This is a genomic window from Acinetobacter sp. YH12096 (genome assembly GCF_013419215.1).
GTDB classification, from domain to species: Bacteria; Pseudomonadota; Gammaproteobacteria; order Pseudomonadales; family Moraxellaceae; genus Acinetobacter; species Acinetobacter amyesii.
The window spans coordinates 13096-27784 of record NZ_VPAM01000025.1; the positions used below are offsets into that span (position 1 = coordinate 13096).

Annotated in this window: 12 protein-coding genes; 5 read left to right on the forward strand and 7 right to left on the reverse strand. The window is 43.2% G+C overall.

All coding sequences use genetic code 11. The features are described from left to right. Positions 1-40 precede the first annotated feature (40 nt). The 5 genes from FTU36_RS11405 to cysM form a co-directional block, all read right to left on the reverse strand. Positions 41-691 (reverse strand): hypothetical protein, encoded by a 651-nt coding sequence (locus tag FTU36_RS11405; protein ID WP_180117948.1) that lies wholly within the window; start codon positions 689-691, stop codon positions 41-43. A gap of 79 nt (positions 692-770) precedes the next feature. Continuing rightward, a complete protein-coding gene (locus FTU36_RS11410; protein ID WP_180117951.1) occupies positions 771-3077 on the reverse strand; it encodes a bifunctional (p)ppGpp synthetase/guanosine-3',5'-bis(diphosphate) 3'-pyrophosphohydrolase in 2307 nt (768 codons plus the stop codon). 24 nt (positions 3078-3101) lie between these two features. Further along, a complete protein-coding gene (rlmD, locus tag FTU36_RS11415; protein WP_180117953.1) occupies positions 3102-4499 on the reverse strand; it encodes a 23S rRNA (uracil(1939)-C(5))-methyltransferase RlmD in 1398 nt (465 codons plus the stop codon). Positions 4500-4505: 6 nt separating this feature from the next. Beyond that, positions 4506-5324 carry a 3'-5' exonuclease gene (locus tag FTU36_RS11420; RefSeq protein WP_180009011.1) on the reverse strand — a complete coding sequence of 273 codons (819 nt, stop codon included), beginning with the start codon at positions 5322-5324 and terminating at the stop codon, positions 4506-4508. 32 nt (positions 5325-5356) lie between these two features. Then, entirely contained in the window at positions 5357-6277 is a 921-nt protein-coding gene (gene cysM / locus FTU36_RS11425; protein ID WP_180055878.1) for a cysteine synthase CysM, read from the reverse strand. Positions 6278-6430: 153 nt separating this feature from the next. On the opposite strand from cysM, the gene FTU36_RS11430 reads away from it, so the two are divergent. From FTU36_RS11430 to rsfS, 5 genes are all read left to right on the forward strand, one after another. Continuing rightward, positions 6431-9238 (forward strand): ATP-binding protein, encoded by a 2808-nt coding sequence (locus FTU36_RS11430; RefSeq protein ID WP_180117955.1) that lies wholly within the window; start codon positions 6431-6433, stop codon positions 9236-9238. Positions 9239-9349: 111 nt separating this feature from the next. Next, a complete protein-coding gene (locus FTU36_RS11435; protein ID WP_180004603.1) occupies positions 9350-10138 on the forward strand; it encodes a crotonase/enoyl-CoA hydratase family protein in 789 nt (262 codons plus the stop codon). 32 nt (positions 10139-10170) lie between these two features. Then, positions 10171-11040 carry an NAD(P)-dependent oxidoreductase gene (locus FTU36_RS11440; protein WP_180117957.1) on the forward strand — a complete coding sequence of 290 codons (870 nt, stop codon included), beginning with the start codon at positions 10171-10173 and terminating at the stop codon, positions 11038-11040. 42 nt (positions 11041-11082) lie between these two features. Then, positions 11083-11880, forward strand: a complete 798-nt coding sequence (locus tag FTU36_RS11445; protein WP_078191282.1) for a hydroxypyruvate isomerase family protein — start codon at positions 11083-11085, stop codon at positions 11878-11880. Between the two features lie 73 nt (positions 11881-11953). Next, positions 11954-12355 (forward strand): ribosome silencing factor, encoded by a 402-nt coding sequence (gene rsfS / locus FTU36_RS11450; RefSeq protein WP_078191283.1) that lies wholly within the window; start codon positions 11954-11956, stop codon positions 12353-12355. 94 nt (positions 12356-12449) lie between these two features. Here rsfS and FTU36_RS11455 read toward each other — a convergent pair whose 3' ends face one another. Together FTU36_RS11455 and FTU36_RS11460 are read right to left on the reverse strand one after the other, a co-directional pair. Continuing rightward, positions 12450-13067: a hypothetical protein gene (locus FTU36_RS11455; RefSeq protein ID WP_180089752.1), complete on the reverse strand. Its 618-nt coding sequence runs from the start codon at positions 13065-13067 to the stop codon at positions 12450-12452. Between the two features lie 13 nt (positions 13068-13080). Continuing rightward, positions 13081-14412 carry an ammonium transporter gene (locus tag FTU36_RS11460; protein WP_180022576.1) on the reverse strand — a complete coding sequence of 444 codons (1332 nt, stop codon included), beginning with the start codon at positions 14410-14412 and terminating at the stop codon, positions 13081-13083. Positions 14413-14689 lie beyond the last annotated feature (277 nt).

Below are 14689 nucleotides of genomic sequence, written 5' to 3' on the forward strand. Positions count from 1 at the left end.
TCAAAACCCATCTTCGGATGGGTTTTTTTATGCGACTACCTTAAATAAATGAGCTAGGCAAAATCGCAATAATAGAATCTAATTTTTCAATATCGGATTGCAGGAATTCCACCTGTCGTTTTTGGTCTAGACTTGCAAATTGCCACGTATCATCTGTTTGCTGTATCACGTTTAAAATTAAATTTAAGCCATTTCGCAAATATACACAGGCTAGATCCGATCTCTCTACCCCTCGCCGTTCATCACAGACCACAAGCCAACTCTCTTGTAATACAGGGGCATAATACGATGCTGTGATGCGAATCAAATACAGGTCTTGAGTGTTTTTAAATAATGCTGAATATTGAGATGAATCATTTGAAATCGGTTTTAAAGAAAATGCCTGTGTCTCAACCACCTGCATTTCAAAAAGGACCAAACTTGCTTGCTCCTCAGTGCACTTGTCTTGTTCTATAAACTGAACCTCATTATCTAAACTTCCCTTAATGAGTCCCAATTGTGACTCTAATTCACGTGCAAATTTCTCTCCAATCTGCCGATGACTATTTAATAATTGGGAAATTAAAGGAACCGCTAAGCCAAAATGTTCACACACAGCTTTACCATTTTTAAAGGGGCCTGTTGCAACCCAATGGTCAATGGCTTGTGTTAGATTCTGTCGACGCTTTTCAAAAAGCTCTGAAGGCAGCATAAGCATTCAATTTTATAATTTCTCTCCCCCAATATAATAAAAAACCCGCACGCAGCGGGTTTTTTATACAGCTTTATTTTTAGCTACCTTGTACCAATCGACGTGCGCTGATAATGCCCGGTTGTTGTTCTAGACGTGCCAACAGTTTCGACAACTGCGCCAAGCCCTTTACTTCAATCAACAGTTTCATATTGGCAATACCATCACTTTCGGAAATCGTATTCACCTGACGAATATTGATTTGGTCTGAGAAAATCACCTGAGTCAAATCTTTAAGCAAACCACGACGGTCATAAGCTTCCACCACGATTTGCACACTTTGACCACGAGTTGGCTGCATTTCCCAATCCGCTTCAACCGCACGTTCAGGCTCTTGCCCAATCATACGGATATAATCCGGACATCCGACCTTATGGATACTTACGCCACGATTCAGGGTGATATAACCAGCAATCGATTCACCATGCACAGGCTGACAACACTGAGCAATGTGTAGTTCTACATTGTCCAAACCATCAATCAAAATACCATGCGCCGAAAGCGTATGACTTGCACGTGGGTTCAAGGTTGGTTTTAACACCAGTTCAGGCTCATCCTGATCGAGGTGCATATGACGGTTAACCTGATTGATTAAAGCATGCAAGCTAATGTCACCACTCACCAAGCCAATCAAGATATCTTCACCCAATTTCACATTAAAATGATTGCAGTAATCATTCAAATCGATACTTTTCGGGTGAATCGCCAAACGTGACAATTCTTTATTCAGAATCTCACGTCCCACTTCCAAGTTTTTACTACGGTCTTGCTGACGGAACCAATGACGCAACTTATCACGTGCACGAGCCGTCTTGATATAACCCAGCGAGTTCACCAACCAATCTCGGTTCGGTTCACGATCTTTCTTGGTTAAAATCTCAACCTGTTCCCCAGTTTTAAGGGTATAGGTTAAAGGTACATAACGTTGGTTCACCCGTGCTGCATAGCACTTGTTGCCCACTTCAGTATGCACATGATAGGCAAAGTCGAGCACAGTCGAACCGCGTGGTAATTCTTTGATATCACCGTCACGACTAAACACATAGATTTTCTCAAAATCTTCAAACTCTTGGATTTGTTCGAAGTTTTCAGAATCTTCATCTTCTTTATGTGCGCTAGCATCATTTCGTTCTTGATAATGTTCAAGCACTGCACGCAAAGAATGTAAGCGATGATTAAATGAATAATCTGTGGTTTTAGAACCTTCTTTATAGTTAAAGTGTGAACATACCCCGAGTTCAGCTTCTTCATGCATATTATGCGTACGAATTTGCACTTCTAAAGATTTGTTCTCTGCAATCACGGCCGTATGCAGTGAGCGATAACCATTGGCTTTCGGGTTGGTAATATAATCATCGAACTGATGCGGAATATGACGCCAAATCTGATGGACGATCCCCAGTGTGTGATAACACTCAGGTACATTATCCACCAGAACACGAACCGCTCGAATGTCATAAAGCTGATCAAAGCTCAGGTTCTTACTCTTCATTTTTCGATAAATCGAATAAATGTGTTTCACCCGACCATTAATCTCGGCCTCAATGCCATGATCTAATAGTTCTTTACGCAACTTTTCTGTAACGAACTGAATATATTGTTCACGCTCTAAACGTTTTTCATTCAGTAAAGAGGCAATTTCTTTATAGCGTTCAGGTGCTAGATAACGGAAAGCGAGATCTTCAAGCTCCCACTTAAGCTGTGCAATTCCTAAACGGTGCGCGAGCGGCGAGTAAATGGTTAAAATTTCTCGTGCGACACGCTCTTGACGCTCTTTGGTTGAATGCGCTAACTCACGTAATGCATAGGTACGTTCAGAAAGTTTGATTAATACAACGCGAACATCTTCGGTCACCGAAATCAGCATTTTATAAATGCCGGTCAAATGTTCACGCTGGTTATTATTAAAATGATCTTCTAGACGTTTATTTTGCTCAATCAGGTCAGACAACTTACCCATGGCAAGCGTGCCTTTCACCAAAGCATGCACTTGATCGCCAAATTTGCTTTGGACTTCTTCTAAACTGGTTACGCCTTCACGAACACTTCGATACAGCATGGCTGCTGATAACGTATCTTCATCCGCATACAGATGAGCAAGAATATCCGCCATTTCAATACCGGTATAGAAGGTATTCGAGCGATGGTTGACCGTTGTTTCAAGTTCATTCTGTAAGGTCAGATGGGCAACTTCTTCGAGTTGCTTTAGAGGAGCCCCGTCAAACATGCCACTCACACGCTCTAGCCATTCAGCTAGATCATGCTGTGCTTGCTCGGCATGTTCTACAGTCGTTTCCTGTGACAACTCATTGAGACGTCCAGGTAATTGTTCACGTACTGTGACCATACCCTACTCCTAGTTTTCTACGCTTCATAACTTTTGATCGTTTATCTGATTTTCTTTTTCGAACAAAGCAATCGATTCGACATGCCCTGTATGGGTAAACATGTCCATGACACCCGCTTTTTTCAAACGGTAGCCTTGTTGTACCAGCATTCCAGCATCGCGTGCTAGTGTTGCAGGATTACATGACACATAAACGATTCTTTTTGCACCAAATTTGGGCACATAACGCATTATTTCTTCTGCACCAGATCGTGGTGGGTCTATCAATAATGCATCAAATCCTTGTTTTGCCCAAGAATGATGCGAAAAATCTTTTGTTAAATCTTGTGAATAAAATTTCAGTTGCGAAAGGCCATTGTTTTGTGCATTTTCTGCACCACGCTGAACCATTTCTTCACTCCCTTCAACTGCAATGACTTGACCCGTTGAACCCACACATTGAGCAAGTGGTAAAGAAAAGTTTCCTAAGCCACAAAACAGATCTAGAACTCGCTCACCTTGTTGTAACTGAAGCAATTCACATGCCAGTTTCACCATTTGCGGATTAATCGTGGAATTCACTTGCGTGAAGTCCTGAGGATTAAAGCCAAATTTCACAGCAAAGTCACTTAGACCATAGTGCAGACGCATCGGTGCATCGGGATGATCCACGCGATGTAAGCTGTCTGGCCCTTCAGGTTGTAAGTACAGTTGCCACTCTTTATGTAACGCAAATTTTACTAATTGGTTGACATCTTCCGCGCAAAGTTCCGCCGTATGACGAATCAGGAGAGCAATTTCTTGATCTCCCATGGCCAGTTCCATATGCCCAATATCTGCTTTACCTTGCAAACCTTGTAACAGTTGTTTGAGTGTGGTGATTGAGCCAAACTCACGATCCAACACCATACAACGGTCAATCGAAGTCAGTTTATTTGACTGGCTTTCACGAAAGCCGACCACGAGCTTATCTTTTGCAGGTAAGTAACGCACACCGATACGCGCTTTACGACGGTAATCTTCACGCAATGAACGTAAAGGAGCTAACCATTGATCAGGTTGTATCCCAGCAAAATGTTGCAAATGTGATTGTAAAACATCTTGTTTTAAACGAATTTGCTCGTCGGGATGAATATGCTGCATGCTACACCCACCACAGACCCCATAATGTGGGCAGGCCGGTTTAACCCGTAGAGCAGACTCTTCACTCAGTAATTCCAGACTGTCTGCTTCTTCGAGACGCTTAACGACATTAGTAATACGCGCACGCACCGTTTCACCCGGCAAGGCATAACGGATAAAGACTTTCTTACCGTGTTTTTCTGCAGGATGATCTGGATGCGTCCCAAAGTGCGCTATGCCTCGCCCCTCATGTGAAAGCGATTCAACCTGAAATGTATAAATGGGTTGTTGGGCTTTTTGGGGTTTGGCTTTGTGTTTCATGCGTACCTAATGTGTGGAAGATGGGAAATCAGATTGGGTGAATTCGGTACGTTGCGAGGTTTGCTGCCATACCAATAAAAAGTCAGCGTGTTGCGGCTGAGTTTGTAAATATTGAATCGTACTTTGAATCAAGTGCTGATGATCATTTAACAATAACTGTCCTTTCAGCAACAGCCAGCGTAAATAAATCAACCATGTATTGAGCACATCACCTTCACAGTAGCTGGTCAGTTCCATCCACTGTTGTTCACGCACATATTCAGGCACATGGTAGCCACCATCACCACGTTTACCGGGGAAACCAAGTAAATGTGCTGCATCGTCGAGCTTTTGAAAATGACGACCATGGAACATGGCCATGACATCCATCAAATCTACATGACGATGATGATAACGATTCTGGTAGTTATTATAGCGCTTTTGCGTATCAATCTCGCCCTGATCGAACAAACTTGGTGCAGATAGTCCGTGATACATGGCACGGAACAAAATCACAGGCAAATCAAACTGTGAACCGTTCCAACTGACCAAGGTCGGATGACGCTTTTCAAAAATAGAAACGAATTTTTTTAAAATTTCAGCTTCGCTATTGTCTTCACGGCTAAATGAAAACAACTTCATGCCCTTTTCATCAATCCATAGTCCAGAGATACAGACAATTTCATGCAAGGCCAAACGCTGAAAATCCGTGCCCGCCTCTTGGCGACGCAGTTTAGTCAGCGCAGCATCTAGATCCACCTCAGGCAGATCCAGTCCATACAAATGCGCACCTGACTTCAAATCTGTCAGTGTTTCGATATCAAAAATTAAAACAGGTAAACGCATAAGTACTCACCAGTGCCGATCGGCCACTGTAATTATTCAGGATCAACAACAGAGAATAGACCAGTAGACAAGTATCGGTCACCACGGTCACATACGATGCAAACAATCACGGCATCCGGATTTTCTTCAGCCAATTTAACTGAAGCCCATACCGCACCACCCGATGAGGTACCTGCACTGATACCTTCTGTACGTGCTAAACGACGAGCTGTTTTTTCCGCTTCAATTTGCGGAATATCCATAATGCGATCAACACGTGAAGGGTCAAAAATCGTAGGAAGATATTCTTGTGGCCAACGGCGAATACCGGCAATGTTTGAACCTTCAGACGGTTGTAAACCAACAATTTGAATATCCGGATTTTGTTCTTTTAAATATTTCGAAATCCCCATAATGGTCCCGGTGGTTCCCATTGAGCTGACGAAATGTGTAATTTTACCACCTGTTTGTTTCCAAATTTCAGGCCCAGTAGTAAGGTAATGTGCTTCCACATTGTCTGGGTTACCAAACTGGTTTAGGACTAAACCTTTGCCGTCTTTTTCCATTTGAAGGGCAAGATCACGTGCTTCTTCCATGTTTTCTGATTCGATCAGTTCAGCACCGTAGGCACGCATGGCATCTTTACGCTCTTGGCTAGAACTTGCGGGCATGATCAAAGTCATTTTATAGCCACGCATTGCTGCAACCATGGCTAAAGCAATCCCCGTATTTCCGCTCGTCGCTTCAATCAACGTATCACCCAGTTTAATCTGACCACGCTTTTCCGCTTGCATAATCATGTTATATGCAGGGCGATCTTTGACCGAACCCGCTGGGTTATTGCCTTCTAACTTGGCTAATACTGTTGCTTGAGTATGACTTGCCAGACGCTGTAAACGCACTAACGGCGTGTTGCCGACGTAATGGTCTAATAAAAAATCGTCTGCTTGAAAATCAGGGGTTGTATTACTCATTATTCACACCTATATCGAGGTGCGCCTATTGTATGAAAAAATGCCTTTGCCTGCACCCATTTGCCTCGCTTTTTCGCGAAAGTGATTAAAGCGCAATCAGTTTTAAATAATCCATGCTAATATTCGGGGCATAAGGAATAAACTGCTTAAACCATGTCAAATATCAACAAAAAGCTTTTTAAACGCCTACACTTAAATCATGCCTATGGTCAGTTGATTGCACTTATTTTTGTGCCGATCACCATTTTGGCCTGTGTCGGTGCGATGTTGGTAATAACAGAAACCTCCAATGCAGCCAAAGCACAACAAAGACAAATGGCTGTTGCGATTCTGACGCGCTATCAACCGACATCAGAATCGGCTATAGAGTTGCTCAACCATTATCCGTGGCAGTTTGATCAAGCTCGTAATGCCATGCAAAGCATGTTGAACGAAAAACATTTGATTCGTGCTGCGATTATAGATTTCAAAGGCAATAACCGCCTGAGCATTGGCTTTCAAGATCAAGCTATTTGGCCTGCTTTTGACAGTAAAGCATCTTTTATTGGACCAATTCCACATCAGGGTAACCATGTTTATGCCCTGAAAATTTCAGATTCAACCCAGACGCCGGCATGGTTAAGCATTGAACTGGATAATCAACCGCTGCAAATTGCCCGCTATCGCGTGTTAATCGTGTTGATTGCAACAGGTTTATTGACGCTCTTATTACTTTTGCTGTGTTTGAATTTCTATTCACGTCGTTGGATTGCACCAATGTACGAAATTCGTATGCAGTTACAACGTTTAAATGCCGACACCCTAGATCAGCACATGATCATTAACAGTACTGGAGAACTCCGGTTATTACAGCGTGATATTGCCAATGTGGTTAAACGCTTACATTTCAGTTTCTTAGAGCTACGTGAACATACCGAACAAACGGAAGATGACTTAAGACGCACGCTTGATACTTTAGAAGTGCAAAATATTACCTACCGTCAAGCTCGTGACCAAGCGATCCATGCCAATCAGTCGAAGTCGGTGTTCTTAGCCAATATTTCCCATGAACTGCGCACGCCACTTAACAGTATTGATGGCTTTATTCATCTTTTACTGCGCCAAGGCAACCTCAGTAATGAGCAAAATTTATATCTACAAACGATTCGTAAATCTTCAGCGCATTTATTGGCTTTAATTAATGACGTGCTTGATTTCTCCAAAATTGATGCCGGCAAACTAGAACTCGAAACTGCACAATTCGACTTAGAAGAAGCCGTCTTTGATGTGATGGATATGTTGTCGCCATTGGCAGCGCAAAAGCATATTGATATGACCTTCTACTATGCGGACAATGTGCCGAAATTTGTGGTTGGTGATGCCCTGCGCTTCAAGCAAATTTTGACCAACTTAATTTCAAATGCGATTAAGTTCACTCCAGATGGTGAAATTATTGTCCGTGTCCGTATGGAGCATGATGACATCGGTCAATGCCTGCTGCACTTTAGTGTCCAAGACAGTGGTATCGGCCTAAGCGGTACCGACCGTAAGAAACTGTTTGAATCCTTCTCGCAAGGTGATGCATCTGTTACCCGTCAATTTGGCGGTACAGGTTTAGGTCTTGCCATCTCCAAACAATTGGTCAGCCTGATGCATGGACAAATTGGTTTTGAAGATAACCAAGAACGTGCCCCAACAGAAAAAGGCTCAACCTTCTGGTTTACTGCGCGCTTTGTGGTCGATGATGAAATTGAAATTGTGCATCCACAATTTAGCAATCTCCAAGTCGTTTCCTACTTGGCACATCCAGCAACTGCCAATGTCCTACGTCATTATTTAGAAAATTATGATGTTGAACATATTGAAACGCAGTCAATCCTAGATTTATTTAGTCGCCTCAATCAGTTGCAAACCAATGAAAACACTTGGTTGATCGTCGACCATAGCGGCGACTCCGAAGCCTTACTGAAAGAAATTCGTCATCGTTATAGCGGTAACTTAGCGGTTTATGGCTACCAAATGATGCTTGATCCAAACATGTTGAACGAGTACCGTGCTCGCCCATTGCATCAACCACTCAGCCGTACAGCGCTGATTCAGTTGTTGAGTAATGAGCCGTGGTTTGATCAAGAGCAACATGAAGAATTTAATGGTCAAGGTCTGCATATTTTGGCAGTCGACGACCATTTACCCAACCTGATTGTACTTGAGGCCCTGCTCTCTGAGTTAAATGTGAAAACCACCAAGGCTTTGAGTGGACAAGAAGCCATTGAAATCATTCAAGCTCGCCAAGAGCAAGGTTTGGCGGCTTTTGACCTCATCTTTATGGATATTCAAATGCCTGTGATGTCAGGTGTAGACACCACGCGTGCCATTCGATCACTTGAGTCAACCTTTGAAAATCATAAGCGCCTTCCTATCATCGCTTTGACAGCACATGCGCTCTCGGATGAAAAACAAAAACTCCTACAAAGCGGTATGGATGACTATGTCACCAAGCCCATTCAAATGGATCAAATTATTCAAATCTTGACCCAATGGACTACCGATAACTTTAAGAAAGTACCGGTTTTAGAGCGCAGTTCAGTGATTGAAGCCCTAGAGCCGAGTATTTTAGATTGGCAACAAAGCTTGCAGTTGGCCGCGAATAAAGAAGACCTTGCAGTCGATTTACTAAAAATGCTCGTCGATAGCTTTGAGCAAGAAATCCATGAAATGGCACAGCTCATCGAAGATGAAGATTTTCCACAATTAGAGCATGTGTTACATCGGCTTTATGGTGCAACCCGCTATGTGGGCGCTCCGACCCTCCAAGAGGTTTCAGGTCAATTTGAGCAATTTGTATCGACCTTACGTAAGGAACGCCGTAAAGCAGATGAAGCTTTTGTTCAAGAAACCCTGAACCGTTTTGATGAGTTAAAAAATGTCATGGCGCAAGTTGAACACGCGGCTCAACAAATCTTAGCCAAACAAAATAATTAAGCACAGTCCGACTAAAGTCAGTGCCGTCCAGCTTCTGTTGTGACTGCACTGTCATGTATCCTATCAGGGTGCATGCTATGCTCGGGCGCAGAAACAACAAGAGTAATTACCATGGCTTTATTACGTGTAGAAAAAAATAATGGCATTGCAACGGTTTACTTAAACCGTCCAGAAAAACGTAATGCAATGAGCTTTGCATTGCTCAAAGAATTGGTCAGCACCGCTGAAAAATTAAAAAAAGATCGTAGCTTACGCTGTGTCATTTTAACCGGTGAAGCCAATGTATTTAGTGCTGGCATTGATTTGGCTGACCTAAATGATCCGAAAAATCGTGCCTATGCTGCATGGGAACTGTTAAAACCCGGTCAAAGTTTATTTCAAAAAGCCTTTCTGATTTGGCAGCAACTTCCTGTGCCGGTGATTGCCGCACTTGAAGGCTTTTGCTTTGGTGCAGGCATGCAACTTGCCTTGGCTGCCGATATCCGTATTGCCCACCCGAAAACGCAAATGTCGATTATGGAAAGTCGTTGGGGCTTAGTCCCTGATATGGGCTTAACCCGCTCACTCAAAGGTGTGATTGGACTGGATTTAGCCAAAGAATTAACCCTTACAGCACGTATTTTTGACGCAGAATATGCCAAGGATATTGGCTTAGTGACGCATTTAAATGTACAGCCTTTGCTTCAGGCACAGCAGTTAGCCGAAGAATTATCGCAACGTTCACCAGATGCCTTGGCAGCGGCAAAACAAGTGCTAGATGCTATGGAACATAGTCCAAAACGCTCTTTACGCTTAGAAAAAATCTGGCAATTTAAATTACTGCTCGGCAAAAACAGCCAATTGGCACGTAAAAAAGACAAGAACCCAGAGGTTCAGTTTTTACCACGCCAATATAAGTAAAATAGTCACACAGGATAGATTGAGTACAGCACATGGCGTTTGATCGTAATACAAAAATTGCATTTCTAGGTATGGGGCTGATGGGTAGCCGTATGGCCACGCGTCTCATTCAGGCAGGATTTGAAGTTGCGGTATGGAACAGAACTGCCGCTGCGTGTGATGAGTTGATTGCGATTGGCGCGACAGCGCTTCAATTGGACAAGATTGCCCATTATCCTGTGGTTTTATCTTGTCTCGCAGATGATGCTGCTGTTGCCGCGGTGTATGCAAGCATCGAAACCCATTTAGCGGCAGGACAAATTATTGTCGACTTCTCGAGTCTTTCTGTGAATCAATCCCATCAATTGGCTCAAGCTGCAAAGTTGAAACAAGTCACTTGGATTGACTCTCCTGTTTCGGGGGGCACAACAGGTGCTGAACAAGGCACTTTGGTCATCTTTGCCGGTGGTGATGCTCAAACGATTCAAGATTTGAGTCTGATTTACAATGTTTTATCTCAACGTGTTACCCGCATGGGCGACTCAGGTACAGGTCAAGCCACCAAAATTTGTAATCAGCTGATCGTTGCTGCCAATAGTACGTTAATCGCCGAAGCCGTTGCATTGGCCGAGAAATCAGGTGTAGACACCACGTTATTAGCACCAGCGCTTGCCGGTGGTTTTGCAGACTCAAAACCTTTTCAGATTTTAACTCCACGTATGGCCTCGCATCAGTTCGAACCCGTGCAATGGAAAGTTCAAACTTTATCTAAAGACCTGAATAATGCAGTCCAACTGGCCGCCGAGTTTGAGTTAAGCATCCCTGTTGCCAGCCTTGCTTTATCGCAACTCAAAGCCCATCAGGACAATGGTTTTGCAGAAAAAGATTTAGCCACCATCATTCAACATGTCGAACAAAACTAACGACTTTCACTTTAGAAGTAAATTGCTTCAAGGACGATATACATGACTCAGCTCGCGGTTAATTTATCCATGATTTTTACCGAAGTGCCGTTGTTAGAGCGTTTTGCTTTGGCTCGTGAACATGGTTTTAAGCATGTAGAAATTCAGTTTCCGTATGAGCTGAGTATTGAGCAAATCCAAACCCAGCTCACTATCAATGATTTAAGCCTGTGTTTAATTAATGTCCCTGCGGGTGATTTGATGCAAGGCGGCGATGGTCTTGCGGGAGTTCCGGGGCGTGAAAATCAATTTCATCAGGCCTTAGAGCAATGTATTCGCTATGCCACTGCGTTAAATGTACCGAGTGTCAATATTTTAGCCGGCAAACAGCCACAAGATGCAGACTTACTCCCATGTTTAAATACCTTGTCGAGCAACCTTAAACTGGCATGCCACATGTTGTCCGAACATCATATTCAACCGGTATTTGAAATGATTAATGGCACTGATATGCCGCGCTTTTTGGTGCAAAATATTGCCCAAGCTCAGGAAATGCTTGAAGCTGTACAACACTCTACTTTGAAGATGCAATATGACTGCTACCACATGGCGATGATGGGTGAAGATATTCTCAGTACTTTGGCAGAAAATATTCAGGATATCGGTCACATACAGTTTGCTGACTGTCCGGGGCGACATGAACCTGACTCAGCGCAGATTCCATTTGCAGAGATTTTTAAATGGTTAGATCAAAGCCAATATACAGGTTACATCGCGGCTGAATACCGACCACGAAGCAACTCATCACATTCTTTTGCGTGGAAAGACAAATACTTCCCTCATTTAGCTAATGGTCAATGACGTGTTGATTTGAAATTCAGCAACAAAACCGCTATATTAGACCATGTAAAATTGTCAGGAAATCATACCCTCTATGAATTTAGAACCATCGCCCAGCGCTTCTAATTCTCTCGATCTCGCAAAATCAACGCAAATCAAAGACGTACAAGCTTGCTTAGCTGTTGTACGTGAAGCACTTGAAGATGTAAAAGCCAAAGATATTATTGAACTTGATATCAGCACTATCAGCAACGTAGCAGATGCGATTGTTATTGCGAGCGGTACTTCAACTCGTCACATTAAGTCTCTTGCAGACAACGTGGCAGAAGAAGCACGTAAAGCTGGATTCCGCCCTATCGGTGTTGAAGGCGAACGTGATGCAGAATGGATCCTGATTGATCTCGGTTTTGTAGTGGTACATGTGATGTTACCTACAGCACGTAAATTCTATGATTTAGAAAGCTTATGGCGTACAGCTCCAGAAACTGTAGCTTAAGCTTCCAGAAAAAAGCGACCTAATTAGGTCGCTTTTTTTATCCCTTGATTTTATACACCAAGGACTATCAGCTTCATGGTGTTTCCCCCCGGCACTAAACCAGTTGATGTAAATCCACCTCAGGATAATTGGCTTTAATTTTCAGCTTGGTTTGTGCATAAACTTGGTCTGCACGCATCGGGCCATAAAAGTCACAATACACTTCATAAATGCTCGTTAAAACTTTGGCATAACTGGTCAAGGGCAAAAACTCGACAAAACTCGCCGTATTTATTTGTGCATTTGCCGCAATTGCCAGCCCGATTTCTTCTAATTGCTCAATCACATCTTGGGTGAAATCAGCCTGATCTGTAGATTTCACCGTCAGCATGACTGACTCGATAAAGCCTAAAAAAGCTTCGCTAATGGTCTCTGCAATGAGCTCGTCTTCTTGCACCTGCTCCTGTGGTTTTTCAGCACGTAACAGTTCCTGCTTTTCTAAGGTAGATAACTCATACAAAACTTGCTTCAGCATATCTTTACGATAAAAGCGAAGCTCCTCTGTGGTACAGATATCATTTAAGAAGCGATTTAAGACAAATGACGGTTTCATGCTGTACTGCTGTTCCCAGTGCCGTAGCGCACTGTCGAGTAAAGTCCCATGAATAAATTGTTGTAAGCCTTTTTCTAAAGCTTCGCGGCGTTGTGCTAAATTCAACAGTTCGGTGCTCATTGCTTTACTCCTATTAATGACGTTTGGTCATATCATCCGTTTCAAAAGTCACATCTTTTTGAAACTCGGGATAAGACAATTCAGCATGCTCGGTATAGTCCAAACCACGTTGTTCATGTTGCTTACTCACCCGTAAGCCACCCAACAATTTATCTAAGACCTTAAATACAATGAACGCAACGCCAAAGCCCCATAAAAAGGCTGCAATCACTCCAAGCCCTTGTATCGCGATGACATCGCCATTAAACATATTATTTTCAAGGAAGATCCCTGCAGCCAATGTTCCCCATGCGCCACAGAATCCATGCACGGTCACCGCATCAACCACATCATCCAGTTTCATTTTTTCCATGAGCATTGGTAGGAAGGTCACCATCACACCTGCACATAAACCGGTGATGACCGCATACAGTGGAGACATCGTTGCACAGCCTGCCGTAATGGCAACCAAGCCACCCAGTGAGGCATTGATCGTACTGCGGATCAAAATGGCTTTAGATCGGATGAGACAGAGCAACATATATGCAACCACGGCAGCACACGCCGCAAGATGCGTATTTAAAGCAATACGTCCTACGCTGACATTGGCATTAATGGTCGAGCCTGCATTAAAACCAAACCATGCTAACCATAAAATAAAACCGCCTAATGCTACCAAAGGTAAGTTATGCCCTGGTAAATAATGGCTTTGCCCATTGCGTCCAAATCGACCCAAACGTGGTCCCAATACAATGATGCCAGCCAAGGCAACCCAGCCGCCCATTGAATGCACCACGGTCGAACCTGCAAAATCGATAAACCCGAGTGCTTTTAACCAACCGTCTCCGCCAAATAAACTGCCCCATGCCCAACTACCAAAGACAGGATAAATCAGACCTGAGACAACGGCCGCACTCACCACATAAGCGACAAAATGAATCCGCTCTGCCATTGCACCACTGGCAATGGTGGTTGCCGTTGCAGCAAACATCATTTGGAAAAATAGAAGGTTCCAGTGCCAATCATCCAGTTGATCGGGTGCAAAATGACTGAAGCCAAACCAGCCCGTGGTATTGACCCCAAACATCAGACCAAAACCCACCAACCAAAACACCAGACCACCCAAGCAGGCATCCATGTAGTTTTTCATGAGTACATTCACGGTATTTTTACTGCGAACTGAACCACTTTCGATCATGGCAAATCCGGCTTGCATAAAGAACACCAAGATACCGCCCAGTACCACCCAAATACTGTCGAGCGAGATACGAATTTCTTGAATATTACTGGCGATTTGCGGGTCAACTGCCCATGCAGTCGATGTCAGGACACTCAGAAACAGTGCCATCAAGTATGTTTTTTTCATGATTATTCCCCCAAGAATAACCATGCTGTGCAAAAAGAATACCAAATTTCAGACAATTAATTATTTTTCAATGCATTGCGTCACAAAACCAGTTCGCGACAATATTTTGAATCACTGAGATCGAATTTAATGGAACAAAACAGCTCATCGATCTGTACCTTGGTTTCAAAACACGCATCAATTTGATTCAAGCACCTGATGCGCTAAATATTTGTGCACTTTTAGTGTGAAGCATTCATTAATCAAAAGCCAAGAAAATAAAAGCGAAGAAAACAAA

What these genes read in the sequence shown, in the direction of transcription:
- FTU36_RS11405 (WP_180117948.1), bottom strand. Translation starts at nt 691, where the DNA reads ATGCTGCCTTCAGAGCTTTTTGAAAAGCGTCGACAGAATCTAACACAA.
- FTU36_RS11420 (WP_180009011.1), bottom strand. Translation starts at nt 5,324, where the DNA reads ATGCGTTTACCTGTTTTAATTTTTGATATCGAAACACTGACAGATTTG.
- rlmD (WP_180117953.1), bottom strand. Translation starts at nt 4,499, where the DNA reads ATGAAACACAAAGCCAAACCCCAAAAAGCCCAACAACCCATTTATACA.
- FTU36_RS11460 (WP_180022576.1), bottom strand. Translation starts at nt 14,412, where the DNA reads ATGAAAAAAACATACTTGATGGCACTGTTTCTGAGTGTCCTGACATCG.
- FTU36_RS11445 (WP_078191282.1), top strand. Translation starts at nt 11,083, where the DNA reads ATGACTCAGCTCGCGGTTAATTTATCCATGATTTTTACCGAAGTGCCG.
- FTU36_RS11455 (WP_180089752.1), bottom strand. Translation starts at nt 13,067, where the DNA reads ATGAGCACCGAACTGTTGAATTTAGCACAACGCCGCGAAGCTTTAGAA.
- FTU36_RS11435 (WP_180004603.1), top strand. Translation starts at nt 9,350, where the DNA reads ATGGCTTTATTACGTGTAGAAAAAAATAATGGCATTGCAACGGTTTAC.
- rsfS (WP_078191283.1), top strand. Translation starts at nt 11,954, where the DNA reads ATGAATTTAGAACCATCGCCCAGCGCTTCTAATTCTCTCGATCTCGCA.
- FTU36_RS11410 (WP_180117951.1), bottom strand. Translation starts at nt 3,077, where the DNA reads ATGGTCACAGTACGTGAACAATTACCTGGACGTCTCAATGAGTTGTCA.
- cysM (WP_180055878.1), bottom strand. Translation starts at nt 6,277, where the DNA reads ATGAGTAATACAACCCCTGATTTTCAAGCAGACGATTTTTTATTAGAC.
- FTU36_RS11430 (WP_180117955.1), top strand. Translation starts at nt 6,431, where the DNA reads ATGTCAAATATCAACAAAAAGCTTTTTAAACGCCTACACTTAAATCAT.
- FTU36_RS11440 (WP_180117957.1), top strand. Translation starts at nt 10,171, where the DNA reads ATGGCGTTTGATCGTAATACAAAAATTGCATTTCTAGGTATGGGGCTG.